Origin of the sequence: Streptomyces sp. NRRL F-5135 (assembly GCF_000719775.1) — a bacterium.
Taxonomy (GTDB): domain Bacteria; phylum Actinomycetota; class Actinomycetes; order Streptomycetales; family Streptomycetaceae; genus Streptomyces; species Streptomyces hebeiensis.
Genome location: NZ_JOHR01000009.1, coordinates 1 through 24,822 on the forward strand (window position 1 = coordinate 1; position 24,822 = coordinate 24,822).

Annotated in this window: 22 protein-coding genes and 2 tRNA genes; 5 read left to right on the forward strand and 19 right to left on the reverse strand. The window is 71.8% G+C overall.

Annotation, left to right across the window (positions count from 1 at the left end; genetic code table 11):
* The first annotated feature begins 108 nt into the window (after positions 1 to 108).
* The gene (locus tag IG02_RS0116995; protein ID WP_030748036.1) at positions 109 to 1,713 is read left to right on the forward strand and encodes an NADH-ubiquinone oxidoreductase-F iron-sulfur binding region domain-containing protein; all 1,605 of its coding nucleotides are present in this window, start codon (positions 109 to 111) and stop codon (positions 1,711 to 1,713) included.
* A 202-nt stretch (positions 1,714 to 1,915) separates the two neighbouring features.
* Here IG02_RS0116995 and IG02_RS0117000 read toward each other — a convergent pair.
* Positions 1,916 to 1,988: transfer RNA gene (locus IG02_RS0117000), tRNA-Ala, on the reverse strand.
* 248 nt (positions 1,989 to 2,236) lie between these two features.
* Between IG02_RS0117000 and IG02_RS0117005 the strand changes: the two genes are divergently transcribed.
* A complete protein-coding gene (locus IG02_RS0117005) occupies positions 2,237 to 3,508 on the forward strand; it encodes a glycosyltransferase 87 family protein (protein WP_037803227.1) in 1,272 nt (423 codons plus the stop codon).
* Here the strand turns inward: IG02_RS0117005 and IG02_RS0117010 are convergent.
* The 8 genes from IG02_RS0117010 to IG02_RS42170 all read right to left on the reverse strand — a co-directional run bounded on the left by IG02_RS0117010 (position 3,487) and on the right by IG02_RS42170 (position 8,767).
* On the reverse strand, positions 3,487 to 3,720 hold the full coding sequence (locus tag IG02_RS0117010) for a hypothetical protein (RefSeq protein WP_030748042.1): 234 nt from the start codon (positions 3,718 to 3,720) through the stop codon (positions 3,487 to 3,489). The two genes, IG02_RS0117005 and IG02_RS0117010, sit on opposite strands and share 22 nt — an antisense overlap.
* A gap of 522 nt (positions 3,721 to 4,242) precedes the next feature.
* A tRNA-Ala gene (locus IG02_RS0117015) sits at positions 4,243 to 4,315 on the reverse strand.
* A gap of 98 nt (positions 4,316 to 4,413) precedes the next feature.
* A complete protein-coding gene (locus IG02_RS0117020; protein WP_030748045.1) occupies positions 4,414 to 5,067 on the reverse strand; it encodes a histidine phosphatase family protein in 654 nt (217 codons plus the stop codon).
* Positions 5,064 to 5,495: a ribosome silencing factor gene (gene rsfS, locus IG02_RS0117025; protein ID WP_030748048.1), complete on the reverse strand. Its 432-nt coding sequence runs from the start codon at positions 5,493 to 5,495 to the stop codon at positions 5,064 to 5,066. The genes IG02_RS0117020 and rsfS overlap by 4 nt, the downstream gene beginning before the upstream one ends.
* Positions 5,496 to 5,646: 151 nt before the next feature.
* Positions 5,647 to 7,581 carry an LCP family protein gene (locus IG02_RS0117030; RefSeq protein ID WP_030748051.1) on the reverse strand — a complete coding sequence of 645 codons (1,935 nt, stop codon included), beginning with the start codon at positions 7,579 to 7,581 and terminating at the stop codon, positions 5,647 to 5,649.
* Positions 7,582 to 7,617: 36 nt separating this feature from the next.
* The gene (gene nadD, locus IG02_RS0117035) at positions 7,618 to 8,283 is read right to left on the reverse strand and encodes a nicotinate-nucleotide adenylyltransferase (RefSeq protein WP_030748054.1); all 666 of its coding nucleotides are present in this window, start codon (positions 8,281 to 8,283) and stop codon (positions 7,618 to 7,620) included.
* A gap of 89 nt (positions 8,284 to 8,372) precedes the next feature.
* Positions 8,373 to 8,534 carry a hypothetical protein gene (locus tag IG02_RS42165; protein WP_037803230.1) on the reverse strand — a complete coding sequence of 54 codons (162 nt, stop codon included), beginning with the start codon at positions 8,532 to 8,534 and terminating at the stop codon, positions 8,373 to 8,375.
* An 80-nt stretch (positions 8,535 to 8,614) separates the two neighbouring features.
* A complete protein-coding gene (locus IG02_RS42170; protein ID WP_037803232.1) occupies positions 8,615 to 8,767 on the reverse strand; it encodes a hypothetical protein in 153 nt (50 codons plus the stop codon).
* 344 nt (positions 8,768 to 9,111) lie between these two features.
* On the opposite strand from IG02_RS42170, the gene IG02_RS0117050 reads away from it, so the two are divergent.
* Positions 9,112 to 10,293 (forward strand): M48 family metallopeptidase, encoded by a 1,182-nt coding sequence (locus IG02_RS0117050; protein ID WP_234314785.1) that lies wholly within the window; start codon positions 9,112 to 9,114, stop codon positions 10,291 to 10,293.
* A gap of 159 nt (positions 10,294 to 10,452) precedes the next feature.
* On the opposite strand, the gene IG02_RS0117055 is transcribed toward IG02_RS0117050, so the two are convergent.
* The 5 genes from IG02_RS0117055 to proB form a co-directional block, all read right to left on the reverse strand.
* Positions 10,453 to 11,574, reverse strand: coding sequence for a hypothetical protein (locus IG02_RS0117055; protein WP_030748059.1), 1,122 nt, complete (start codon positions 11,572 to 11,574; stop codon positions 10,453 to 10,455).
* Positions 11,575 to 11,656: 82 nt separating this feature from the next.
* On the reverse strand, positions 11,657 to 12,253 hold the full coding sequence (locus IG02_RS0117060; protein ID WP_030748062.1) for a hypothetical protein: 597 nt from the start codon (positions 12,251 to 12,253) through the stop codon (positions 11,657 to 11,659).
* Between the two features lie 77 nt (positions 12,254 to 12,330).
* Positions 12,331 to 13,614 (reverse strand): glutamate-5-semialdehyde dehydrogenase, encoded by a 1,284-nt coding sequence (locus IG02_RS0117065; RefSeq protein WP_030748071.1) that lies wholly within the window; start codon positions 13,612 to 13,614, stop codon positions 12,331 to 12,333.
* Between the two features lie 205 nt (positions 13,615 to 13,819).
* The gene (locus tag IG02_RS42865; RefSeq protein WP_420707758.1) at positions 13,820 to 14,512 is read right to left on the reverse strand and encodes a hypothetical protein; all 693 of its coding nucleotides are present in this window, start codon (positions 14,510 to 14,512) and stop codon (positions 13,820 to 13,822) included.
* 142 nt (positions 14,513 to 14,654) lie between these two features.
* Positions 14,655 to 15,791 carry a glutamate 5-kinase gene (gene proB / locus IG02_RS0117075; RefSeq protein WP_037803323.1) on the reverse strand — a complete coding sequence of 379 codons (1,137 nt, stop codon included), beginning with the start codon at positions 15,789 to 15,791 and terminating at the stop codon, positions 14,655 to 14,657.
* Between the two features lie 640 nt (positions 15,792 to 16,431).
* Between proB and IG02_RS0117085 the strand changes: the two genes are divergently transcribed.
* Both IG02_RS0117085 and rfbC read left to right on the forward strand, forming a co-directional pair.
* The gene (locus IG02_RS0117085) at positions 16,432 to 18,474 is read left to right on the forward strand and encodes a glycosyltransferase family 2 protein (protein WP_234314786.1); all 2,043 of its coding nucleotides are present in this window, start codon (positions 16,432 to 16,434) and stop codon (positions 18,472 to 18,474) included.
* An 86-nt stretch (positions 18,475 to 18,560) separates the two neighbouring features.
* A complete protein-coding gene (gene rfbC, locus IG02_RS0117090; protein ID WP_030748085.1) occupies positions 18,561 to 19,160 on the forward strand; it encodes a dTDP-4-dehydrorhamnose 3,5-epimerase in 600 nt (199 codons plus the stop codon).
* Positions 19,161 to 19,304: 144 nt separating this feature from the next.
* Here the strand turns inward: rfbC and IG02_RS0117095 are convergent, their stop codons facing one another.
* The 5 genes from IG02_RS0117095 to IG02_RS0117115 all read right to left on the reverse strand — a co-directional run bounded on the left by IG02_RS0117095 (position 19,305) and on the right by IG02_RS0117115 (position 24,777).
* Positions 19,305 to 20,099 (reverse strand): methyltransferase type 11, encoded by a 795-nt coding sequence (locus tag IG02_RS0117095; protein ID WP_030748088.1) that lies wholly within the window; start codon positions 20,097 to 20,099, stop codon positions 19,305 to 19,307.
* Positions 20,100 to 20,248: 149 nt separating this feature from the next.
* Positions 20,249 to 21,115 (reverse strand): dTDP-4-dehydrorhamnose reductase, encoded by an 867-nt coding sequence (gene rfbD / locus IG02_RS0117100; RefSeq protein ID WP_051765275.1) that lies wholly within the window; start codon positions 21,113 to 21,115, stop codon positions 20,249 to 20,251.
* Between the two features lie 29 nt (positions 21,116 to 21,144).
* Entirely contained in the window at positions 21,145 to 22,152 is a 1,008-nt protein-coding gene (gene rfbB, locus IG02_RS0117105; protein ID WP_030748093.1) for a dTDP-glucose 4,6-dehydratase, read from the reverse strand.
* Positions 22,149 to 23,216: a glucose-1-phosphate thymidylyltransferase gene (locus IG02_RS0117110; RefSeq protein ID WP_030748096.1), complete on the reverse strand. Its 1,068-nt coding sequence runs from the start codon at positions 23,214 to 23,216 to the stop codon at positions 22,149 to 22,151. The genes rfbB and IG02_RS0117110 overlap by 4 nt, the downstream gene beginning before the upstream one ends.
* A gap of 253 nt (positions 23,217 to 23,469) precedes the next feature.
* Positions 23,470 to 24,777: a glycosyltransferase family 2 protein gene (locus IG02_RS0117115; protein WP_420707759.1), complete on the reverse strand. Its 1,308-nt coding sequence runs from the start codon at positions 24,775 to 24,777 to the stop codon at positions 23,470 to 23,472.
* Positions 24,778 to 24,822: the final 45 nt, after the last annotated feature.

Genomic DNA, 24,822 nt, shown 5'->3' on the forward strand with positions numbered 1-24,822 from the left:
GGCCCCGCCCGCCTCCCCCGCCCCGTCCGTCGGAGCCGAGCCCCCGCTCGGTCCCCTCTACCAGCCGCGGGGCGGGGAGCCCTGGAACGCATCCGCAGGAGACCGACCGTGAACGCCCCGCTCCCCGATGTCCCCGAGGTCCGCGTCGTCGGCCTACCCCAGCTGACCCAGGGGTTCGACCTGGTCGAGCGTCTCGACCTGCCCATGCACCTCAAGGTGCACGGCCCCCTGGAGGCGATGACCGGTGAACGGCTGGCACAGCTCGCCGAGCACATATCCCTGACCGGCCGCGGCGGCGCCGGGTTCCCCTTCCACAAGAAGCTGCGTTCCGTGGCCAAGGCCGCGATCCGGCGGGGGGTGCGGCCGGTCGTCGTGGTCAACGGCAGTGAGGGGGAGCCGCCCTGCCGCAAGGACACCGTCATGCTCAACCGGGCTCCGCACCTGATCCTGGACGGCGCGCTGCTCGCCGCCGAGGCCCTGGGCGCCCGCACGCTGGTGGTGGTCGTCACCCGTAACTCCACCGAGGTCTCCATCCGCGCGGCACTGGCCGAGAGGGGCCTGTCCGACCGGCGCGGCCAGCAGTTGAGAGCCCGGGTGGTACGGACTCCCGAGCGCATGGTCTCCGGCGCGGCGGGGTCCGTGATCCGCGCCGTCAACGGCGGTCCCGCACTGCCGCCGGGCCGCAGCGGGCGCTCGTCCGAGTCGGGCGTCGACGGCGCCCCGACGCTCCTGTCGAACGCCGAAACGTTCGCGCAGATCGCCGTCGCCGCCCGGGTCGGCGCCCGGCGCTACAACCACACCGGGCTCGAATCGGAACCCGGCACGGTCATGCTCACGATCTCCGGCGCGGTCGCCCGCCCCATGGTGATCGAGGCGCCCACGGGAGTGCCGCTGCCCTACGTGCTCCAGATGGCGGGCGCGCCGCCGGTGCCGCAGGGCGTGCTGACCGGTGGCTACCACGGCAACTGGATGGACTCGGTGGCCGCCCACGAGGCCGTGATCTCCAAGGAGTCCTTCTCGGCCTACGGCGGCGCACTGGGCGCCGGCGCCATCCTGCCGATCGGCCCGGAGAGCTGTCCGCTGGGTGAGGCGCTGCACGTGGCCAACTGGCTGGCGGCCGAGACGGCGGGCCAGTGCGGGCCCTGCTACCGGGGGCTGCCCGCGGCGGCCGGCGGCCTCTCGGACGTCATCAACGGCGGCGGACAGGCCGCCCTGGAGGCGCTGCGCGCGGTGACCCAGGCCGTCAAGGGCCGGGGCGTGTGCCACCACCCCGACGGCTCGGCCCGCTTCTTCGCCTCGACCCTGTCGGCGTTCACGGACGATCTCGCCGCGCACGTGCTGCACGGCGGGTGCGGGCGCGAGACGTACGGCGTGCTCCCGCTGCCGGGCCCCGAGCAGGAGGAGGCGGCGGAGGAGTCGATCCCGAGCGGCGAGAAGCTGGTGATCGACTGGACCCTGTGCGAGGGCCATCTGCTGTGCACGGACGTACTCCCGGAGCTGATCAGGACCGCCGCGGACGGGTTCCCGATGTTCTCCAACGCGTCGGTACCGCAGCACCTCCAGGCGCGCGCCCAGCGCGCGGTGCGCCGCTGCCCCGAGCTGGCGCTCCGGCTGGAGCAGTCCGGCCCGCCGCGGACACCGGAGAAGAAGCCCGCACGGGCGGAGCTGCCCCCGGGCGGCGGCCGCAAGGCGCTGGGCTCGGGCCGGGGCTGACCCGCCGCGGCGGCCGACAACTGAAAACAGAACGGACCGGCGGGCTCCTGCGGGAGCCCGCCGGTCCGTTCGCGCCCTGCCATCAAAAGGCAAACAGCACACCATGGAAGCAGAAAAGCCGCACCTTACGGAGATGCGATACGAAAAAGCGGACCATCCCGATCGGACGGTCCGCTTCTTCATCGCACTGTCGTGCCGCTTGTGGAGCTAAGGAGAATTGAACTCCTGACCTCCTGCATGCCATGCAGGCGCTCTACCAACTGAGCTATAGCCCCTTATGGGACGCCTCTTCGGGAATCCCCTCGGCGACGTCGACAAGATTACACGTTCTTTCGGGTCCCTCACCAATCGAATCCGCTCTGCACCCATTTCGACCGATATGGTCGCCGATGTGACCGTTTCCGTATCCAGAAGCACATCGGCCGGGGACTCACGGCCCGACACCCCGGCCGACGCCCGAACCGACACCCCGCCCACAGGCGCACCGTTGGAGCGCGCGGGACACGCGGGGCGTACGGAGCATGTGTCCAGGAGACGCGTTCTCGCCGCCGTGACGGCCTGTCTGGCGTCCTTCGCCGCGTTCTGGGCGGCCCAGCGGGCCGCCGGGGTCTCGATGATCGACCTGATGGTCTACCGGGCCGAGGGCCGGACGGTGCTCGACGGCGGCGACCTCTACGCGATGCGCGTGACCCACGCCCATCTGCCCGCGACGTACCCGCCCTTCGCGGCCCTGCTGTTCACCGTGCTCACCCTCCCCGGCGTCCCGGTGCTCCGCGCGCTCGCCACGGCCGCGAACCTGCTGCTCCTGGTGGTGTTCGTACGGCTCTGCCTGCGCGTCGTCGTACCGCACGCCCCGCGGGGCCGGGCCTGGACGATCACGCTGTGGTCGGCCGCGCTCGCCGTCTGGTGCGAGCCGGTCTGGACGACGCTGCGCTACGGGCAGATCAATCTGCTGCTGGCGGTCGCGGTGGTGTGGGACCTCTCGCGGCGGGCGGGGCACCGCTGGGCCGGGGCCGGCACCGGCCTCGCGGCGGCGGTCAAGCTCACGCCCGCCCTGTTCGCCGCCGTGGCGCTGCTGACGGGCCTCGTACGGGCCGGGGCGGCCCTGCGGACGGGCGGCGGCCGCCGCGCCCCCGGCCCCGGCGGCCCGTGGCTGCGCCTGGCCGCCACCGCGACGGCCGTCTTCGCCGTGGCCGGCGGCGTGGGCGCCGCGATCCTCCCCCACGACTCGCTGCGGTTCTGGACGGGCGTCCTCTTCGAGGCGGACCGGGCGGGCCGCGCGGAGGACGTCGCCAACCAGTCGCTGCGCGGCGTGCTGGCCCGACTGCCGGACGTCGCGCACGGCGCCGGGTCCTGGACCGAGGGCCGGGCCTGGGTCTGGCCCGTCATGGCCGCCGTGGTGGCGGCGGCGGGCCTGGCCACGGCGGTGGCGGCCGCCCGGCGCGAGGACCGCGCCGGGGCCCTCGTCTGCTGCGCCGCGACCGCGCTGCTGATCTCCCCGGTCTCCTGGTCCCACCACTGGGTGTGGTGCGTACCGGTTGTGCTGTTCCTGGCCGTGCGCGCCGGCACGCCGTGGGCGGTCGCGGCCGGGCTTGTCTTCTGCTCGTACGCCCTGTGGTGGCCGGTGCCCGGCACCGGCGGCCTCGGCGGGGTCCCGGGCGGCGAAGCCGTCGGCGACATCGTCCGGCCGGCGCTCGCCGCCCTCTACCCGCTGACGGCTCTGGCGCTCCTGCTGTACGTCGCGCGCACGAGTCTCAGGCGCGCGTACGGGACTCAGGCCGTGGCGAACGTGTAGAACCGCTTGAGGGTGCAGTGCTCGTCGAGGAGCCGCCCGTAGATCGGCTCGCCCTCCAACTCCCGGTAGGTCTCGATCGGGTCGCCCTTTATGATCAGCGCCTGTGCGCACTCCTCGCACCAGTACTGGTATTTGGGGTTGGGCGGGTCCATGTCCCGGACGATGGGCGTGCCGCTGCCGCACCAGTCGCATTTTCGCCTGTGTGCCCCCATGGTCAACTCCGCCTGTGGCCGCGGGCCGTGCGCGCGTGGGCAGTCCCGCCGTTGTCGCCGAGTGGGGGAGCCACGTGACCCGAGTGGCGCGAGGGGCGGTCGGGGCACCCACGCACCGCCGGGGGGACAAGCAGGTCATCGGGTTCGTCGATGCTGCTGGCGGACAATACGCACTCCCTCTCTGTCCGGTCCCTCGCCCCGTCCGGCCGTCCGATTCTGCCACGCCGGAGCAGGCCGGTCAGCCTGAAAGGACGCACCTGGCAAGGGCCGGTACGGGAGATCGGCGCCGGTCGGCCGCCCGTGGCCCCGTCCGCTCCGGCCCGTTCGGGCACGGCGGCCCGAACACGCTTGCGGTGCACGGGCGTTGGGACTCGTCCCCTCAGGGACCCGTATCTCCGGTGGCTCCGCGTCCACGCGTCCCGGTGTTCGTGTTCCCGGTGTCTCCCTGTCCCGTCTCCGCCCCGGTTCCCGGACAGCAAGAATCCCGCCCCCTGTCGGGGACGGGATCCGGTGTCGCGATTGTGGAGCTAAGGAGAATTGAACTCCTGACCTCCTGCATGCCATGCAGGCGCTCTACCAACTGAGCTATAGCCCCGCGTGTTCTTCGCGCTCCGCGCTGCGAACAAGAAGAACTTTAGCCTGCGACCTGCCGGAAAGTGAAATCCGCTCGGCAGGGGCGCCGGGGGCCTGGGCTCAGTCGTCGTCGCCGAGGACCGGCTCGGGAAGCGTGCCCGCGTTGTGCTCCGTGAGCCGCCAGCCGCGCGCGCCCTCGCCGAGGACCGACCAGCAGCAGTTGGAGAGCCCGCCGAGGCCTTCCCAGTGGTGCGCCTCCAGCCCCAGCAGCCGCCCGATGGTCGTACGGATCGTGCCGCCGTGGCTGACCACCACGAGCGTGCCCTCGTCCGGCAGCTTCTCGGCGTGGCGCAGCACCACGGGCGCGGCCCGGTCGGCGACCTCGGTCTCCAGCTCGCCGCCCCCGCGCCGCACCGGCTCGCCGCGCTTCCAGGCCGCGTACTGCTCGCCGAACCGGGCGATGATCTCCTCATGGGTCAGCCCCTGCCAGGCGCCCGCGTAGGTCTCCCGGAGGGCCGCGTCGTACGTGATGTCGTGGCCGGTGATCGTGGCCAGCTCACCGGCCGTGGCGGCGGCCCGCCGAAGGTCGGAGGAGATGATCGCGGCCGGCTTCAGGGAGGCCAGCAGCCGGGCCGACCTGCGGGCCTGGCCGAGCCCGGTGTCGGTGAGCTCGATGTCCGTGGTGCCCTGGAAGCGGCGCTCCAGATTCCATGCCGTCTGGCCGTGGCGCCACAGGATGATCCGGCGGCCCCTGCCCCCTTTGCTCCCGTTCAGCTCAGCTCACCGTCCGGGTCGGCGGCGGGCACGGCGGCGGCGTCGGACGCGCCGCGGGTCTTGACTGCGTCCTCGGGCAGGTCCAGCTCGGGGCAGTCCTTCCACAGCCGCTCCAGGGCGTAGAAGACCCGCTCCTCGGTGTGCTGGACGTGCACGACGATGTCGACGTAGTCGAGAAGGATCCAGCGCGCGTCCCGGTCGCCCTCCCGGCGCACCGGCTTGGCGCCGAGCTCCTTCTGGAGCCGCTCCTCGATCTCGTCGACGATCGACCTGACCTGGCGGTCGTTGGGCGCGGAGGCGAGCAGGAAGGCATCGGTGATCGACAGCACGTCGCTGACGTCGTACGCGATGATGTCGTGCGCGAGCCGGTCGGCGGCCGCCTGGGCGGCGGCGTTGACGAGCTCGATGGAACGGTCGGTGGCGGTCACAGGCAGGCTTTCGTCGGCGGTCGTGGCAAACCCCAGGGTCTCACGGACCACCGACAACACGCGCGGCCATTGAAACGCACCTTCGAGTCTCCGCCTCCCCCGCGAACCTCGGCGACGGCCCGACCGGACCGGCCGCACCGGACAGCCGGCGCTAATCGACCTCGTAGTCCTGTCCCAGGACCACCGAGACGTCCGCGTTCGGTACCGCCTTGTCCTGGCGCACCGCGCTCGTCGGCAGCCCCAGCGTCTTCGCGACCTCTTCCGCCTGGGACTTCTTCGCCGCGTCGCCGTAGCTGACCCGCGATGTCGGGGCCGCGTCGTCCGTGCCCGCGTCCACGAACGCGTAGCCCGCGTTGACCAGGGAGATCCGTGCGGACTCCGCCGCGTCCTGGGCGCCGCTCGCGTTCCGCACGCCGACCCGTACGGCCGCGCCCGGTTCCGGGGCCTTGACCGAGCCGCCCAGGACGTCCTTGACGACGGTCTCCGCGGTCTTGTCACTGAGCGTGCCGGTCGGCTGGACCGGCAGGACGGACGTCCGGTAGTCGCCCACCTTCGCGTGCTCGGCGAGGTTGGCGAGCGAGGCGCCCAGGTCCTTCTCCGGGAGCGACGGGTCCAGGATCATCGCCAGCGTCTCGATGGTGACCGTCGCCGCCTCCGGGTCGTCCGACATCTTGCGCAGGACACCCTGGATGACCTGTCCGAAGCGCTGGAGCTGCTTGGTCTCGGGCTCCTCACCGGCCCGGTACGTGGCGTAGGCCACGGCCATCCGCCCGTTGAGCGTCTCGTTCTCGCCCTTCTCGACCAGCGGGTCCTCGCCCTTCTTCGCGGCGGGGACCTCGGTGTCGGTGGTCACCTCGATCGAGCCGACCATCTCGACGAGGTTCTCCAGGTACGGGGTGTCGAGCCGCCAGGTTCCGGTGATCTCTGTCCCGAGCAGGGAACCGATCGACTCCCGGGTGCCGTCCGAGCCGTCGTTTTCGACGGACTGGGCGAGCGTCGTGGGGGCCCCCTCCTCGTCCGCGACCGACAGGGAGTTCGGCAGCAACAGGGTCGTGCCCTGTCCGGTGGTGGCGTTGTTGACCAGCAGCGCCGTGGAGGTGCCCTTGCCCTCGGTGTTGTGCAGGTGCACCACGATCACGTCGCGCTTCTCCGGACCGGAGGCGGCACTCGCCGTCCGGTCCCCGCCCGAGGTGCCGGGCAACATGCCCGCGTACCAGAGGTAGCCGATCCCGCCGCCCAGCGTCAGCGCCAGTACGACGGTCAGCGCCACCACCCGGCTCCGGCCGCGCCGCTTGGCCTCCTCGCGGCGCTCGGACCGGCTCTCGGTGAACTTGAGCCAGTCGATGACGTCTTCGGACTCCTCGTTCGGCTCCTCGATGAACGAGAACTGCTCGGTGCGGTAGTCCTTGTCGGCGGCGTCTCCGGCGGTCCCGACGTCTCCGGCGGTCCCGACGTCTCCGGCGGTCCCGGCGTTTCCGGCGCCATGGGCGGAGTCGGTGCCCGCGGGATCCCCGGTACGCGTGCCGGTGCCGGGGGCGTTTCGCGGGTCAGTGCCCTGGCGCTCGGCCGGGTCCCCCTCCGCTCGGCGCTGCCCGGGGACGGCGGAGGCGCGCCCGGCCTCCGGTTCCGTCGCCGTCTCCGGCGCGAGCGGTTGTCGCCGCTCCTCGTGAGGCTGCGTCTGAGTCCGCGTCTGGTTCTGCTGCGGGATGTCCCACTGCTGCGCGGGCTGCTGGACGCCCGAGGGGTCATACGTTCCGTACGACTGCTGCTGGTCCGTGGCGTAGCCGTACGCGTCGTACGACCCGTACCCCTGCCCGCCCGGCTGCCCGCCCTGCTGCTGTGCGTACGGGTCGTGGCCGTAGTCGTAGCCGTACGCCTGCTGCTGGGGCTGCCCGTAGGCGTCGTACTGCTGCTGCTGTTGCTGTTGTTGGTGCTGCTGCTCGTAAGGCTGCTGCTGTTGCTGAGGGATCTGTTGAGACTGCTGAGCCTGCTGGTACACCGGCTGCCCGTACGCGTCGTACCCGACGATCCGCGGCTGAGGATCGTACGGGCCGTACGGATCGTACGGCTGCTGCTGGTCGTTCACCCGGTGTGCCCCTCTCCGTGGCTCATGCTCCCTGGCTCACGCGCCCCGGTACAACTGCCGCTTGTCGATGTAGCGGACCACACCGTCGGGCACCAGGTACCAGACCGGATCGCCCTCGGCGACCCGCTGCCGGCAGTCCGTGGACGAGATCGCCAGCGCCGGTACCTCGACCAGCGAGACGCCGCCCTTCGGCAGCCCGTCGTCCGTCAGGTCGTGGCCCGGCCGGGTGACCCCGATGAAGTGGGCGAGCGAGAACAGTTCCTCGTGGTCCCGCCAGCTCAGGATCTGGGAGAGCGCGTCGGCTCCGGTGATGAAGAAGAGATCCGCGTCACCGTGGAGGGCCCGCAGATCCCGGAGCGTGTCGATCGTATAGGTCGGGCCACCGCGGTCGATGTCGCTGCGGCTGACCGAGAACTGCGGGTTGGACGCCGTCGCGATGACCGTCATCAGATACCGGTCCTCGGCCGGGGAGACCGTCCGGTGGCTCTTCTGCCACGGCTGCCCGGTCGGTACGAACACCACCTCGTCCAGGTGGAACAGGGCGGCAACCTCGCTGGCCGCCACCAGGTGCCCGTGGTGGATCGGGTCGAACGTACCGCCCATGACGCCGAGTCGGCGCTTGCCGTGGCCCGTGCCATGCCCCGTGCCTGGTGCCGCGTCGTGACCGGACGCGGGATCCGTGGGCGTCTGCTGGTCTCCCATGCGTGCAGAGCCTACTGGCACGGGGATTCGATCCTGCCCCAGCCGTCTCGATTCCCCCGCGGCCGCTCCGGACGCCGCCCGGCGGCCGCTCAGCGGTCGCGGTTGAAGCGCGTCGTGATCCACAGCAGCAGGAGCAGGGCGAACAGGGCGCCACCGCCGGTGAGAAGCGGGTTGAGGCTTTCGTGGTTGCCGCCTTCAACGCCCTCGGCGAGCATTACCAGGCTGGCGGCGGTGCCGGAGGAGAGGCTCATTCTGCGGGCCCTTTTCGTCGGTTCGGAGCGGTGACTGCGCCCACATCGTATGCGGGCCCCTCGGGCACGCTTACGCCGACTCAGTCGTTGGGGTCGTTGTCGCGGTATCCGCGCAACAGGAACCAGGCGAGCAGGGCGGCTCCGACCAGCGAGACGACCAGCACGATCCGGATCGTGTCGCCCGGTCCCTGTTGAGCAGAGGCCGCGGCGAGCAGTGTGGCGGTTTCCGGCATGTCGGTGGTGCTCCTCGGTCTTTACCGTCCGGCCGGGACCATCACCGTCCGGCCGGGGGCCCGGGCTCTTTCCCTGTTGATTCACGGCCGTGGGCCCCGCTCCACGGTAGACCCAGGGCCCAGGCCCTGTCCGGCCGGTCTTCGTGGATCAGCCCGCGGCGTCTGGTGCGTGCGATCGCAAGGCGGAGGATCGCCCGTGTACTGGATGTACTCGGGCGACTCCGACAACGCGGCGAGCGTGCGTGCCAGGCGTCGCGGGCCCACGAAGACCGGCCGGACAGGGCCTAGGCTGGGCGCGGCAGGGGGACGAGCGGGCAGCGGACTCGTACGAACAGGGGACTTCCATGACCGATGACCGTCACGACAGCCAGGCGCGGCACAACGGCGGTGAGCCGAACGGGGCGAACGGACCGGGCGGAGGCAGCGGGCCCGGGGAACCGCCGTCCTCGGGACGCGTGCCGAGCAGGCAGCGCCGGCGCTTCCCCGGCATCTCCTCACGGGCGTACGAACACCCGGCGGACCGCTCGGCGCTGGTGGCACTGCGCAGGCTGAGCGGCTTCGACACCGTCTTCAAGTCACTGAGCGCGCTGCTGCCGGAGCGGAGCCTGCGGCTGCTCTACCTCTCCGACTCCGTACGGGTCGGCGAGACGCAGTTCGCGCACTTGCACACGATGTTGCAGGACGCCTGTTACATCCTGGACCTGGAGAAGGTCCCGGCCATGTACGTGACCCAGGACCCGCGGCCCAACGCCATGTGCATCGGGCTGGACGAGCCGCTCATCGTGGTCAGCACGGGCCTGGTGGAACTGCTCGACGAGGAGGAGATGCGGGCGGTCGTCGGCCACGAGGTGGGCCATGCCCTCTCGGGTCACTCGGTCTACCGGACGATACTGCTCTTCCTCACCAGCCTCGCGGTCAAGGTCGCCTGGATCCCGCTGGGCAATGTCGCGATCATGGCGATCGTGACCGCGCTGCGCGAGTGGTTCCGCAAGTCGGAGCTGTCGGCCGACCGGGCGGGGCTGCTGGTCGGGCAGGACCCGCAGGCGTCGATGCGCGGCCTGATGAAGATCGCCGGTGGCAATCACCTGCACGAGATGAACGTGGACGCGTTCCTGGAGCAGGCGGAGGAGTACGAGTCGGGCGGCGATCTGCGCGACTCCGTCCTCAAGATCCTCAACGTGCTGCCGCGCTCGCATCCCTTCACGACGGTCCGGGCCGCCGAGCTGAAGAAGTGGGCCGAGAGCCGTGACTACCAGCGGCTCATGGACGGTCATTACCCGCGCCGCGACGAGGACAAGGACACCTCGGTCACGGACTCCTTCCGCGAATCCGCGTCCCACTACGCGGACACGGTCCGCACGAGCAAGGATCCGCTGATGAAGCTCGTCGGGGACATCGCGGGCGGGGCGGGCGACCTGGGCGGCAAGCTCCGCGACCGGTTCACGGGCGGTGGCGGTGGCGGTAAGTCCGGCGGGAACGGCACCGGCCGCGCCACGGACGACGGACAGGACACGCCACCGGCCTGACCGGCGAACCGGCCACCGGACCGGCCGGGCCCACGGGACCGGCCACCGGACCGGCCGTCCGACCGCTGAACGCCCACCCGGCGACGGGACCGCGCCACGCCCGCCCGGGCGGTCACCGCCCGGGTCCGCACGCACCGCTCCGGCCCCCGCCGCCGGGGCCTACCGCGCCGGCGCCGTGGGGGTCGGCTCCGCCGCGCGGGAGAGCGTCCCGCACAGGCCGGTGCCGGACGGACCGGTCGTGTACGGGTCGGTCCCGGCCGGGTCGTCCGGTTTCGCCCGCTGCCCCTCCAGCAGGGGCCGCAGCGTGCCCGGCGGCTCGGCCGAGCAGTCCTGCGGCCCCGCCCGCGTCTCGCTGCTGAGCAGTTCCAGGCTGTGCTTGGGCAGGTCCGCCATGTCGATCCGGAACCGCAGCTCCCGCCGTACGGTGAACAGCGAGGCGTCCCGTACGGGCAGCCCGTGCGCCCCGGCCGGGCGCAGGGCGTAGACGAAGAGGTGGTCCGCGGTCACCTCCAGCGTGCCTGGAGCGGTCTCCTCGTAGCGCAGCGTCCCGTGCACCCGCACCTGGCTGTCGGCCTGGGCCACCTTCCCCGGGTCGAAGCGGACGAGCCAGCCGACCGGCGCGTGGCGGCCGTCGTCGGCCGGGGCGGCGAAGCTGCTGTCGAACTGCGTCTGCTGGCCCGGATCGAGCAGCACCCGCACCGGGCGGACGGTGCGGCCCGCGAGGACGTCCGGATCCAGCGAGGACGCCACGAGGTAGTCCTTGACGGTCGTCAGCGCGGCCGTCACCTGGCTCTCCGAGAAGTCCCCCGCGCCATGGGCGGCGGGCAGCGTGATCCCGGCCGCCCCGACCCGGAACTGGGCCGCCGGGCTGTGCGCGAAGAGGTCCTCCGGGGCTCCGCCGGGCACCGGCCCCTGGGGCGCCAGGGGGATCACCGACATCCGCGCCTGGGCCGCGCCACCGACGACGGGCGGCCGGTAGGGAGAGCGCACGCCCAGGTAGACCGCCGTACCGAAGGCGAGCACGATCACCAGGACGAGCATCAGGAACTGCCGGGGACCGTTCCTGAACACCCGGGCGGGCCGGCCGCGGCGGTGCGGAGGCGGCGGGGGCGGCACCCTGCGGACGGCGTGGGCGTGGTCGCCCATGCGCTCCTTCGCGGAGTACTCCTTGAGCCGGGCAGCGCGGATGAACGATTCGTCGAAGACGACGGACCGGTATTCGTCATCGCCGCCGGGGAGCCCCTCGGGTTCCCCTTCGGGTGGGTCTCCACGCCCTGCCATACCCTCAGAGTAGGTCGGCGGGGGCGAACGTAAACGTTGGGCCGCCGGTCGGCTTCGGAGGCCCTTGTGAGCCCTCCGGGTCTCACGGGCTCCGCGGCACCATCGAGGCCTCCGGGGCCGACGCCGCGGCGGATCCCGACGGCACCGTCTGCCCCGGCTTGTCGATCCCGGTCCGCGCGGGCTGGGGCACCCGGTCGTCCCGGCTGCCCGTCGCACCCCGGTAGACGGCCGTGAAGGCGATCGCGACCATGCCGATGCCCATCACCACGGCGAGCACCCAGGCGACGGGGCGGTGCCAGCGGGCGCTGCCGCGGTACGGGCGGAGCGTGCCGCCGTGCCGTCCGTACGGGCCCGCGCCCGCGTCGTCCGGGTCGTTGTCCAGCTCGTACGGATACTCCGGACCGTAGGCGCCGTCCCGGCCGTACAGCTCCTCGTACGCGTCGCGGTCGTTGTCGTCCTCGGCGGCTCCCCCGCCGGCCCGCGCCCGGGCCGCCTCGGCCTCGGCACGCGCCTGGGCGGCGGCCAGCAGGCGCTCCACGGCGGAGGGTTCATGGACGGTGGCCGCCTTGACGAAGTCCTCGTCGAACACCACGGAGGCGAAGTCCTGGTCCGCGCCACCGCGGTCGTCGTCGGGCTCCCAGCCGTCGGGAAACGGCTTGCCCCCCACGTCGTCCGGCACCCCCTCAGAGTAAACCTGGGACGGGTTTTTGGGCAGGCCGAGTCCGAAGTCTCCGGAAAACGGCGCGGCCGCGCCGCCTACCGGGTGTGGCCGTCGCCCGTCACGATGTACTTCGTCGAGGTCAGCTCCGGCAGCCCCATCGGCCCGCGCGCGTGCAGCTTCTGCGTGGAGATGCCGATCTCGGCCCCGAAGCCGAACTGACCGCCGTCCGTGAAGCGCGTCGACGCGTTCACGGCCACCGTGGTGGAATCCACCAACTGGGTGAACCGGCGGGCCGCCGCCTGCGAGGTGGTGACGATCGCCTCCGTGTGCCCGGACGACCAGAGCCGGATGTGCGCGACGGCCGCGTCCAGCGAGTCCACCACCGCCGCCGCGATGTCGTACGAGAGGTACTCGGTCTCCCAGTCCTCGGCGGTGGCCGGTACGACCGTCGCCTTCGAGCCCACCGCGTACGCCGCCACCCGCTCGTCCGCGTGCACCGTGACTCCCGCGTCCGCGAGCGCGTCCAGCGCGCGCGGCAGGAAGGCCGCCGCGACGTCCTGGTGGACGAGCAGCGTCTCGGCCGCGTTGCAGACGCTGGGCCGCTGCGCCTTGGAGTTGATCAGGATGTCGACGGCCATGTCGAGGTCGGTCTCCGCGTCCACGTACACATGGCAGTTGCCGGTGCCGGTCTCGATGACGGGAACGGTGGACCCCTCGACGACGGTACGGATCAGGGAGGCGCCGCCGCGCGGGATGAGGACGTCGACCAGACCGCGCGCCCGCATCAGTTCCCGCACGGAGTCCCGGCCCTCGCCGGGCACCAGCTGGACGGCGTCGGCGGGCAGCCCGGCCCCGCCCACGGCGTCGCGCAGCACCCGCGCGAGCGCGGTGTTGGAGGCGGTCGCCGAGGAGGAGCCCCGCAGCAGCACGGCGTTGCCCGACTTCAGGCAGAGCGCGGCGGCGTCCACGGTGACGTTGGGGCGCGCCTCGTAGATGATCCCGACGACGCCGAGCGGCACCCGCACCTGGCGCAGGTCGATGCCGTTGGGGAGTGTCGAGCCGCGCACGACCTCCCCGACCGGGTCGGGGAGCGCCGCCACGTCCCGTACGTCGGCGGCGATGGCCCGCATGCGCTCCGGTGTGAGCGTCAGCCGGTCGACGACCGCCTCGCTCGTGCCGTCCGCACGCGCCCGTTCGACGTCCTCGGCGTTGGCCGTGACGACCTCGTGCGTACGGACCTCCAGGGCGTCGGCGATCGCCAGCAGGGCGTCGTCCTTGGCCGCGCGCGGCAGCGGAGCGATGTCGGCGGCGGCGGCGCGGGCCCGGTAGGCGGTCCTGGCGACCGGGGAGAGGTTGTCGTACGGCGAGAGCGAGGTCATGCCCGCAGGGTAGTGCGCGTCCCGCGGGCATTCCGCACGTATTCCGCACTCCGAGACACCGCGTCCGCGGGCCGTCCCGACGCGGCGCGGCGCCCGGACCGATGGCCCCGGCGCGGCGCCCGCCGGCGCAGGGGCCACGACCGGTGGCCTCGGCGCCCCTGGCCGGCGGACTCGGCGCCCCTGGCCGCCGGGCCCTGGCCCGTCGTCAGTACGGATGGACCCCCACCGACGCCGCCGGCGGTGGCCCGTACCCCTCCGCCACCCGTTGGTGGTACGTCTCGCGGTCGATGACCTCCAGCCCCACGATCGCCCACGGCGGCAGCTTCGAGGTCGAGCGGTGCTCTCCCCAGAGTCTGAGCGCCACCGCGGCGGCGTCGTGCAGGTCCCGGGCCTCCTCCCAGTAGCGGATCTCGGCGTGATCGTTGGCGTACCGGCTGGTCAGCAGGAACGGGTGGTCGTGTGCCAGTTGCTCCAGCCCGCGCCGGACCTCGGCCAGCGGCGCCTCCGCGCCCGAGACGCTGAGCGTGACGTGCCACAGCTTCGACACCGGACGCTCGGTGGCGCGGGTGTCCGCCACCGCCCTGGAGTCTCCCGCCGCGCGCGCGTCCGCGACCGTCCCGGTGCCCCGCACCGCCGTCACGTCCCGTACCGCCGTCGTCTCCCGGGCCGACACCGTTGTCCCCTGCGCGCCCTGCGGTGCTCGCGCCCTCTGTATGCCCTGCGGTCCGTGCGGATCGTACGGTCCGTGCGGATCGGGCACTGCCTCCCGCTGTCGCTCGCCGTCGCCGTCTTCCCCCGTCTCGACGCTGGTCAGGGCCCGTTCCTCCCGCCCAGTCCTCCGAATGCGGTCGCTTCCCCCTGTCCCTCGGGGCACCGCCCCCGGGCGCGCTCGTCTCACCGGCGGCCTCCTGTTTGATGCGTCGTCGTGCTTCCCCGTCGTACCCCTTGAGACAAAGTTGACCAGTCCCGGGCAGACGATGGGGCGCTTTTGGTAAAGCTCCCCTTACAAAGGCTGGAGTTTCAGCCGTTTCAGGGGCGCGTCAGGGGTGCAGGAGGACCAGATCGTCCCTGTGTACGACCTCACGCTCGTACGCGGGGCCGAGTTCCCGCGCCAGCTCCCGGGTGGAGCGGCCGAGCAGCCGGGGCATCTCCCTGGCGTCGAAGTTGACCAGCCCGCGTGCGACGGCGCGGCCGGTGGTGTCCCGCAGTTCGACCGGGTCGCCCGCGCTGAAGTCGCCCTCCACGGCGGCGATCCCGGCGGGCAGCAGCGAGGTCCGGCGCTGGACGACGGCCCGGACAGCGCCGTCGTCCAAGGTCAGCGCGCCCTGCGGGGTGGAGGCGTGGGCCAGCCAGAGCAACCGGCCCGTCGAGCGTCGTCCGGTGCTGTGGAAGTACGTTCCGGTGTCGCGGCCCGCGAGCCCGTCGGCGGCCCGGCTCGCCGAGGTCAGGACCACCGGTACGCCGGCCGCCGCGGCGATCCCGGCCGCCTCGACCTTGGTGACCATGCCGCCGGTGCCGACACCCGCCCGCCCGGCGCTGCCGATGGCGACGCCCGCCAGGTCGTCGGGGCCGCGCACCTCGGCGATCCGGGAGGAGCCGGGCCTGCTGGGGTCGCCGTCGTAGAGCCCGTCGACGTCCGAGAGCAGGACGAGCAGGTCGGCGCGGACGAGATGGGCGACGAGGGCGGCCAACCGGTCGTTGTCGCCGAACCGGATCTCGTCGGTGGCGACGGTGTCGTTCTCGTTGACGACGGGGAGGGCGCCCATGCCGAGGAGTTGGTCGAGGGTGCGGTAGGCGTTGCGGTAGTGGGCGCGCCGGCTGGTGTCGTCCGAGGTCAGCAGCACCTGTCCGACGCGGACTCCGTAGCGGGCGAAGGAGGCCGTGTAGCGCGCGACCAGGAGTCCCTGGCCGACGCTGGCGGCGGCCTGCTGACGGGCCAGGTCGCGGGGGCGGCGGTCCAGGCCGAGCGGGGCGAGGCCGGCGGCGATGGCGCCGCTCGACACCAGCACGATCTCGCGGCCTCCGTCGCCGTCCTCCCGGCCGCTGCCCGGGCCCCCGCCCCGGACGGCGGCGAGGACGTCGACGAGGGCGTCCACACGGTCCGCGTCGAGCCCCCCGGAGGCGGTCGTGAGCGAGGACGAACCGACCTTCACGACGATCCTCCGGGCCCCTGCCACGGCCTCCTGCCGGGTCACCGCCTCCTGCCGTGCCGCTGCCACGTGCTCCGCCTGCTCTCGCTGTCCTGGCCGTACGGGCCCCCGGTCGCGGAAAGTCGCGGGACCGGGCGCCCTCCGGACACCCTCGGGCCCGGTGCGGGCCCCTCCGGGCAGGTCAGCCTACGCGAGCGCGGCTCCCGGGGGACCGCGGTTTTCACCGGCTGGGACGGCGCCGGCCGGGCGGGGCCGGGCCTGGACCGATCCGGGCCCGGATCGGACCGGTCCGGTACGGATCCGACCGAGGCCGATCGGTCCGGATCATCGGTCCGGTCCGGTCCGGTCCGGATCGGACCGCGGCCGGACCGGACCGCGGCCGGACCGGACCGCGGCCGGGGCCGGCACCCCCATGTCCTCGTGAATCGCGCCGTCACCGCCCCCACAGCCCCCGGGCACGTGATCCCCGTCAAACCCACACCCCGGAGCACAACCCGCGGCCGGTGACGACCGTCTGTCAGGTGTAACAACAGTCGGGAAACATCGGGGCCACCACGGCGATAGGCTGGCGGTCATGACACGCCGATAGCACACCGACGGCGGTGACACCCCCGCTTCAGTCCTCGGCAACCACAACGAGATGGGCCCATCAGTAATGCCAGTAAAAGTGAGCGTCGTCATTCCGGTGTACAACCCGGGCAAGTACATCGACCCGTGCATCAAGTCTTTGCTGGCGCAGACGCTGCCCGCCGAGGACTTCGAGGTTCTCTTCGTCGACGACGGCTCCACGGACGACACTCCCGACCGGCTCGACAAGCTGGCGGTCGAGCACCCCCACTTCCGGGTGATTCACATCCCCAACTCCGGCTGGCCCGGGAAACCGAGAAACATCGGCGTGGCCGAGGCGAAGGGAGAGTACGTCCAGTTCGTCGACCAGGACGACCACCTCGCCTCCGACGCGCTGCGACGGCTGTACGAGATGGGCCACCGCAACGGCTCCGACATCGTGATCGGCAAGGTCGCCTCCAATTTCCGCGGGGTGCCGCACGGCGTCTTCAAGGTCAACCGCGAGAAGTGCGACCTGAGCAACGCCCCGCTGTACGACAGCCTCACGCCGCACAAGATGTTCCGGACCGAGTTCCTGCGCGAGAACAACATCGCCTACCCCGAGGGCAAGCGGCGCCTCGAGGACCAGCTCTACATGATGGAGGCGTACTTCCCCGCCAAGGTCGTCTCGATCCTGGGGACCTACACCTGCTACTACTACTCGCGGCGTGACGACGGCCAGAACGCGGGCTCCGCGAAGATCGTGCCGTCCGGCTACTACGGCAACCTCCGCGAGGTCCTCAAGGTCGTCGTGGACAACACCGAGCCCGGCGAGTTCCGGGACCGCATCCTCCGCCGGTTCTACCGGGTGGAGATGCTGGGCCGGCTGAGCGAGCCGGGCATCCTGAAGTTCACGCCCGAGTTCGCCGACGAGATGATCGAGGCCATCCGCCCGATCGCCGACGAGTACATGAACGACGAGGTGCACAACGGCCTCGGCGCGCTGACCCGGCTGCGCTCGACGCTCCTGCGCGCCGGTGACCGCGACGGGCTGATCGCCCTCGCGCGGTTCGCCTCGTCCGTCAAGGGCGCGGCCCACCTGGAGAAGTTCGAGTGGCAGTCCAACGGGAAGGCCCAGCTGTCGCTGTCCGTCCGGCTGGTCCAGGGCGAGGAGAAGAAGCCGCTGCGCCTGGTACGCCGGGACGGCCGCCACTTCCTGCACCCGGCCATCACCGAGCCGTTCCTGCCCGAGGGCGAACTCCTCGACATCACCGACGAACTGGACGGCTTCAAGGGCGAGCTGTCCATCCGCAACCGCGAGACGGCCGTGGAGTGGCCCTGCCCCGTCACGTACGCGACCGAGGTGGAGAAGCTCACCGCCCGGGACGGCGACGCGGCCGACGGCGACGAGGACACGTACGAGGTCGTCCTGCGCGGCAAGGGTGAGGTCACCAGCGAGGCGGTCAAGGGCCGCGGCCGGGTCTCCAAGGGGTTCTGGGACATCTGGGTGCCGGTCCGCGGCCTCGGCCTCGTCCGCAAGGCACGGCTCGGCGCCGACCGGGACCCGTCGGTGGACGCCGACTGCCTGCCGGCGGTGCTGGGTTCGCCGGCCCGCCCGGTCATCCCGTACTTCACGGACCCGCACGGCAACCTGACCCTCGATGTCGCGGGCCGCGCCAAGAAGCTGGCCACCTACCTGGCCGACCGGCCCGTGCGGCGCATGCCCGGCCGCTCCGAACTGCGCATGGAGGTGTTCACGACGTCCAAGTCCGCCTCGTGGCCGGTGGAGTTGACGCTGACGTCGGCGGACGGCACCAAGCGGACCGCCCCCGCCACCCTGCGCCCCGACCAGGGCCGCGCCCACCTGTCCGTCCCCGCCCGGGTGCCGGACCTGCCCGTCGGCACGGCTCGGCTCGCGGTACGGCTGGACGGCGCCAAGGGAGCCGAACTCCCCCTGTGCGACGTGCCGGTGGCGGGCGGCGGGCGGCTCCAGCTCGACCGCACCGACCTGGCGGAGGTCGACGCGATGATGGTCCGCCAGATGACCTCCAGGCGTCGCCGCGCCTCGCTGCGCCGGGCGCTGCGCACCGTCGGCGGCCCCGTCGTCCGGCGGCTGCCGAAGTCGGCCCGCAAGAAGGTGCGCCGCCTCGCGGCGCGTCTGTGACGCCCCGCGCCGACGCCCGCCCCTCCTCCTCGCTCCCCCGAGCGGCACGAACAAGCACGATCAAGCACGAACAAGGACGTGATCACATGCGACAGCTCTCCGTCGAAGGCGCCTGGGTCCACGAACCGAAGGTCTTCCCGGACAGCCGTGGCAGCTTCCACGAGTGGTTCAAGGCCCCCGGCTTCGTGGAGTCGACCGGCCACGCGCTGAACCTCGCCCAGGCCAACTGCTCCGTCTCCAGCCGGGGCACGCTGCGCGGCATCCACTTCGCGGACGTGCCGCCGGGCCAGGCGAAATACGTCAAGTGCGTGAGAGGGGCCGTGCTCGACGTCATCGTGGACATCCGGGTCGGCTCCCCGACCTACCGCAGATGGGACGCCGTCCGGCTGGACGACGTGGACCACCACGCCGTCTACCTCGCCGAGGGGCTCGGACACGCCTTCGTGGCGCTGACGGACGACGCGACGGTGGTCTACCTCTGCTCCGAGGGGTACGCGCCCGAGCGCGAGCACGGCATCAACCCGCTGGACCCCGAGCTCGGCATCGAGTGGCCCGAGGGCATCACCCCGCTGCTGTCGGACAAGGACGCGGCGGCGCCGACCCTGGCGGAGGCCGAGGCCCAGGGCCTGCTCCCGTCGTACGAGGCCTGCCGCGCCTACTACGCGGAGCTGGCCGCGCGCGGCTGACCTCCGCCGGGAGGCGGGCACACGGAAGGGGCCCGGGCGACGTTCGACACGTCGCCCGGGCCCCTTCGCGCGGTTCTGTACAGCCTGAGCCGAACCGCCGTCCGGCACCGTCCGGACCGGGGCGGCGGCCCCGGCCGGAACGGATCAGCCGACCACGGCCTCGATCTGCCGCCGCAGCGGCACGAACGCGGAGCGCGGCCTGCGCAGGTTCCGCGCCCGCGTCAGGCCCTGCCAGAAGCCGGCCCGCAGCAGCGCCTCGGGCTGCACCGCGTTCTTGCGGACCAGCACCTCGTCGGGCACGTCCTGCGGGTCCGGTACGACGTACTCTTCGATGATCTTGTCGTAGGCGTCCTTCAGGACCGTGCTCTCCGGGTTGGCGCCGAAGATGGCCACGACCCCGGTCGGAGCGGTGTCGACGTCGACCACCAGCAGGTCCGGGCGGAAGCGCCGCAGCACCGTCGCCACCTTGTAGACGTCCCCGGCCCAGAACTTGGTGTGCCGGTCGCGCGCCGCCTCGTCCACGTCCCTCGGCAGCATGTCGTCCAGCACGATCACGCTGGACCACCGGGAGTGCTTCTCGACGTTCATGAAGTCGCGCAGCGCGTACTCGAAGAGGTGCATGCCGTCGATGAACGACAGCTCCAGCTTCGGGTCGCCGCCGAGAAGATTGACCGGATCCCGACGTGCGAGCGCGCGGAACGGGTTGCGCCCGTTGCGCAGGTGGATCAGCGGGTCCTTGCGGGCGAAGAAGTCGTCGCTGGTCGACTTCACGAGGTGGACGTCACAGCTGATGTCCGTGACGACCTTGAAGGCCGGGTCGACGGCCACCGAAGGCACCCGGGAGAGCGCCAGGCTGCGCCCGTCATTGACCCCGATCTCCAGGTAGTTGCGGGGCTTGTACACACGGTGCAGGTGGCGCAGGAAGCCGTGGCGGTCCACGTAGAGGGCCCTTCACTGAGAATCAACAACGGAGGCTTGATTCTCAGTGAACTTAGTGGGCCCCTCGACCATCCGTAAACATCTACCGGTCAGTAACAGCCACGTGTCGCCAGGCTTCCAGCTCAGCGCGGTGTGCGATCTCCCACGGGTTACGCGGTCGGCGCCCCCGCGCCGCGCTCGGCCTTCAGCAGGGCGGGAAACGCCTCCTGAAGCGCCGCGCGCCAGTCCCGGATCGGCTCGATCCCGGCCGCCCGCCACCGCTCGTGGCCCAGCACGCTGTACGCGGGCCGGGGCGCGGGCCGGACGAACGCCTCACTGGTGGTCGGCCGGACCCGCTCGGGGTCCGCGCCGAGCAGCCGGAAGATCTCCCGTGTGAACGAGAACCAGGTGGTCTCGCCGCCGCTGGTGCCGTGGTAGATCCCGGGCGCGGCCGTGCCGTCGAGGGCCGCCCGGCCGAGCCGGACCAGCCGGTCCGCCAGGTCCCCGGTCCAGGTGGGCTGACCGCGCTGGTCGTCCACCACGTCCAGGGTGTCCTTGACGCCCTCCAGCTTGATCATCGTACGGACGAAGTTGCCGCCGCCCGCGCCGTACAGCCAGGCCGTGCGCACCACGTAACCGCGCTCGGGGAGCGTGTCGAGCACGGCGCGCTCCCCGGCCAGCTTCGTCCGGCCGTACGCGCTGCGCGGGGCCGGCGGGGTGTCCTCCCCGTACGGGGCCGAGGCGTCGCCCGCGAACACGTAGTCCGTCGAGACCTGGACGAGGACGGCGCCGGAGGCCGCGCACGCCTCGGCCAGGACCCGGGGGCCCGTGCCGTTGACGGCGAGCGCCTCGTCCTCCTTGGCCTCGGCGTCGTCCACGGCCGTCCAGGCGGCGCAGTTGACCACCACGGCCGGGCCGTGTTCCGCCAGGGCGGCACGTACCGAAGCGGGGTCCGTGATGTCCAGGGCGGTACGGTCCAGGCCTACCGCGCTCTCCCCGGCGGCGGCCAGCTGGGCCAGGAGGTCCTGGCCCAGCATCCCGCCGGCGCCGGTGACCAGCCAGCTGCTCACAGGGCGGCACGCTCCTTCAGCGGCTCCCACCAGGCGCGGTTGTCGCGGTACCACTGGACGGTCTCGGCCAGGCCCGTGGCGAAGTCCTTGCGCGGCTCGTAGCCCAGCTCCGTGCGGATCTTGGTGCAGTCGACGGAGTAGCGGCGGTCGTGGCCCTTGCGGTCGGTGACGTACTCGACGCTGGTGTCCCAGTCCGCCCCGCACGCCTCGAGCAGCAGCCCGGTCAGCTCCTTGTTGGACAGCTCCGTGCCGCCGCCGATGTTGTAGACCTGCCCGGCGCGGCCCTTCGTGCGGACCAGTTCGATGCCCTGGACGTGGTCGTCGATGTGCAGCCAGTCCCGGACGTTGCCGCCGTCGCCGTAGAGCGGCACCTTCTTGCCGTCCAGCAGGTTCGTGATGAACAGCGGGATGACCTTCTCGGGGAAGTGGTGGTGCCCGTAGTTGTTGGAGCAGCGGGTCACCCGCACGTCCAGGCCGTGGGTGCGGTGGTAGGAGAGCGCGATCAGGTCGCTGGACGCCTTCGCCGAGGAGTAGGGCGAGTTGGGCTCCAGCGGGTGGGTCTCCGGCCACGAGCCCTCGTCGATCGAGCCGTAGACCTCGTCGGTGGAGATGTGCACGAAGGTCTTGACGCCCGCGCGGTGCGCGGCGTCGATCAGCGTGTGCGTGCCCACCACGTTCGTGCGGACGAACTCCGCGCCGCCGTCGATGGAGCGGTCGACGTGCGACTCGGCGGCGAAGTGCACCACCTGGTCGTGCTCGGCCATCAGCTTGCCGACCAGCTCGGGGTCGCAGATGTCGCCCTGGACGAAGGCGAAGCCGGGCCGGTCGCGCACCTCGTCGAGGTTGGCCGGATTGCCCGCGTAGGTGAGCTTGTCGAGCACCGTGATCTCGACGTCGCCGGGCCCCTGGGGGCCCAGAACCGTACGGACGTAGTGCGAGCCGATGAAGCCGGCACCGCCGGTGACCAGGATCCTGGTGGGGCGGGAGGCGTCGGAACGAGTCATGAGGAGATCTGCACCTTGCTGTGGTCGCCGAGGACGAGTCGGTGGGCGGACGGGTTGCGGGGCGCGGGCGTGATCTCGACATCGCGGCCGATCAGCGAGGCCTCCACCCGGCGCACGCCGGTGAGGGACGAGTTCCGCAGAACGATGGAGTACTCGATCTCGCTGTCCTCGATCCTGCACCCTTCGGAGACCGACGTGAAGGGGCCGATGTAGGCGTCGCTGACGACCGTGCCGGCGCCGATGATCGCGGGGCCGACGATCCGGCTGCCGGTGACCTGGGCGCCCGCCTCGATCCTGACCCGCCCTATGATCTCCGACGCCTCGTCGACGGAGCCGTCGAGGCAGGGCTCCACGGTCTCCAGCACGGAGCGGTTGACCTCCAGCATGTCGGTGACGTTGCCGGTGTCCTTCCAGTACCCGGAGATGGTCGTGGAACGGACGTCCCGGCTCTGGTCGATCAGCCACTGGATGGCGTGCGTGATCTCCAGCTCACCGCGCCAGGACGGCTCGATGGAGCGCACGGCCTCGTGCACGGCCGGGGTGAAGAGGTAGACGCCGACGAGCGCCAGATCGCTCTTGGGCTGCTTGGGCTTCTCCTCCAGCGCCACCACCCGGCCGTCGCCGTCGAGTTCGGCGACGCCGAACGAGGTCGGGTTGGGGACCCTCGTCAGCAGGATCTGCGCGTCGGGCCGGTCCGCCCGGAAGGCGTCCACCAGGCCGGTGATGCCACCGACGATGAAGTTGTCCCCGAGGTACATGACGAAGTCGTCGTCACCGAGGAACTCCCGCGCGATGAGAACGGCGTGCGCCAGCCCCAGCGGGGCGTCCTGCTGGAGGTAGGTGACCTTTATCCCGAACCGGGAGCCGTCCCCGACCGCCTCGCGGATCTCGTCGGCCGTGTCGCCGACGATGACGCCGACCTCCGTGATACCCGCGTCCGCGATGGCCTCGAGACCGTAGAAGAGCACGGGCTTGTTGGCCACCGGCACGAGCTGTTTCGCGGAGGTGTGTGTGATGGGGCGCAGGCGGGTGCCCGCCCCACCGGACAGTACAAGAGCCTTCACGTTTCTCATCCCAGGAGAGTTTTCAACGCTGTCCGGGCATCGCCCGACAGTCAGACTTTACCGACGATTTCCGGCGTGGACCGCAGCCGGTCACCTCCGGCGGGTGAACTGACCGGTTCGAGGTGGCTCGGAAGGGCCGTCCACAGGAGCGCCCGGACCGTCCCCGGACCGCCCACGAGGGCTCGCGGAAGGCGCCCAGAAGGCCCTCGGAAGACCCCCGGAAGGCCCTCGAGCGCCTTCGGGCGCCAACTCCTCAGGCTTTCTGTCCGGTTGGCCGCGAGGCGGTGGCCGACACCGCCGCGGCCGCCTTCGCGGTCCTCCCCCCGGCCCGGGCCCAGGCGCGGGTCAGGCCCGTACGGCGGATCCGCGCACGCACCCGCCGGGCCACCCGCCGCGCGGGCGACCTGCGCCGCCGCACGACCTTGGGCGGGTGGATGCTCTCCAGGCCCGGCTTGCCGATCCAGTCCGGCACGGTCACCTCGAACGAGGCGTCCTTCAGTCCGCTGCCCTTCTCCCCGAAGTGGGGGAAGGCGAGGTACGGAGTCCGGTCGCGGCCCCGGTGGACCACCTCGGGTCTGGTCCCGTCCCGGACGAAGACGAGCACGTCCCGCAGCAGGTCGAACCGCCCGAGCGCGACGCACTCCAGCCGCAACCGTTCCGAGACCTTGATCAGCCGCGCCACGCCCGGTCCCCAGTAACGCCGCATCAGGGGCGCGGCCAGCTCCATCTTCTGCCGCTGGACCTCCTCCGGCTGCTTCATGAAGCCGGGCGGGAACTGCTGGAGCAGGCCGACCGTGAAGGGTCTGACCATCAGCCGGTCCCGCTTGGCGCCCGGCGGCACGATGTCCGCGATGAGCTTCATCAGCGCGCCCACGGCCTCGAAGCGCATCGTGTGGTCGCCGCTCTTGGTCACGTGCTTGCCGTCGTCACGGCCGACGAGGTAGTAGCAGGTGTAGTCGGAAATCACCGAGACGCCCCCGCCCCGGAGGTACGCCTCCATCGTGAAGAGGGCGTCCTCACCGGTCCGCATCCCCTCGTCGAACCGCAGGCCGAGCCGTTCGACCAGCTCGCGCCGGAACAGCTTCTGGGCGCTGAGGGTGTAGATGACCTTCGAGTTGTAGACGTCGACGCGCTCGGCCGTCCGGCCCCACATCGACGACGGCGCCCCCCTGTTGACTCCCTCCACCTTGCCGAGGACCACGTCGGTGCCGGCCCGGTCGGCCATGGCCACCATGCGCTCCAGCGCCTCCGGGCCCAGGTAGTCGTCGGCGTCCAGGAAGAAGACGTACCTCCCCCTGGCCAGGGCGAGGCCCACGTTGCGCGGGCCGCTCGGGCCCCCCGAGTTGGCCTGTCGCACCACCTTGGTCGGGATGGCGGTCGAGGCGGCGAACTTCTCCAGATATGCCCCCGTGCCATCGGTCGAGCCGTCGTCGACGGCGATGACCTCGATACGGTGAGCCATGGTCTGCGACTCCACCGACTCCAGGCAGCGGACCAGGTAGGGCATCGCTTCGTATGCCCCGACGATCACACTCACATCAGGAACTGTCATCTCGTTCATCGAAATGACAGACAGGCACCACCCTTTGTTGGTTGTCTGATCACG

Bases quoted from the DNA above. Each gene is read 5' to 3' on its own strand.
- IG02_RS0117115 (WP_420707759.1), bottom strand. From the start codon at position 24,777: ATGAACGAGATGACAGTTCCTGATGTGAGTGTGATCGTCGGGGCATAC.
- rfbD (WP_051765275.1), bottom strand. From the start codon at position 21,115: ATGCTGGGCCAGGACCTCCTGGCCCAGCTGGCCGCCGCCGGGGAGAGC.
- IG02_RS0117010 (WP_030748042.1), bottom strand. From the start codon at position 3,720: ATGGGGGCACACAGGCGAAAATGCGACTGGTGCGGCAGCGGCACGCCC.
- IG02_RS0117050 (WP_234314785.1), top strand. From the start codon at position 9,112: ATGACCGATGACCGTCACGACAGCCAGGCGCGGCACAACGGCGGTGAG.
- IG02_RS42170 (WP_037803232.1), bottom strand. From the start codon at position 8,767: ATGCCGGAAACCGCCACACTGCTCGCCGCGGCCTCTGCTCAACAGGGA.
- IG02_RS0117065 (WP_030748071.1), bottom strand. From the start codon at position 13,614: ATGACCTCGCTCTCGCCGTACGACAACCTCTCCCCGGTCGCCAGGACC.
- rfbB (WP_030748093.1), bottom strand. From the start codon at position 22,152: ATGACTCGTTCCGACGCCTCCCGCCCCACCAGGATCCTGGTCACCGGC.
- nadD (WP_030748054.1), bottom strand. From the start codon at position 8,283: ATGGGAGACCAGCAGACGCCCACGGATCCCGCGTCCGGTCACGACGCG.
- IG02_RS42165 (WP_037803230.1), bottom strand. From the start codon at position 8,534: ATGAGCCTCTCCTCCGGCACCGCCGCCAGCCTGGTAATGCTCGCCGAG.
- IG02_RS0117055 (WP_030748059.1), bottom strand. From the start codon at position 11,574: ATGGCAGGGCGTGGAGACCCACCCGAAGGGGAACCCGAGGGGCTCCCC.
- rfbC (WP_030748085.1), top strand. From the start codon at position 18,561: ATGCGACAGCTCTCCGTCGAAGGCGCCTGGGTCCACGAACCGAAGGTC.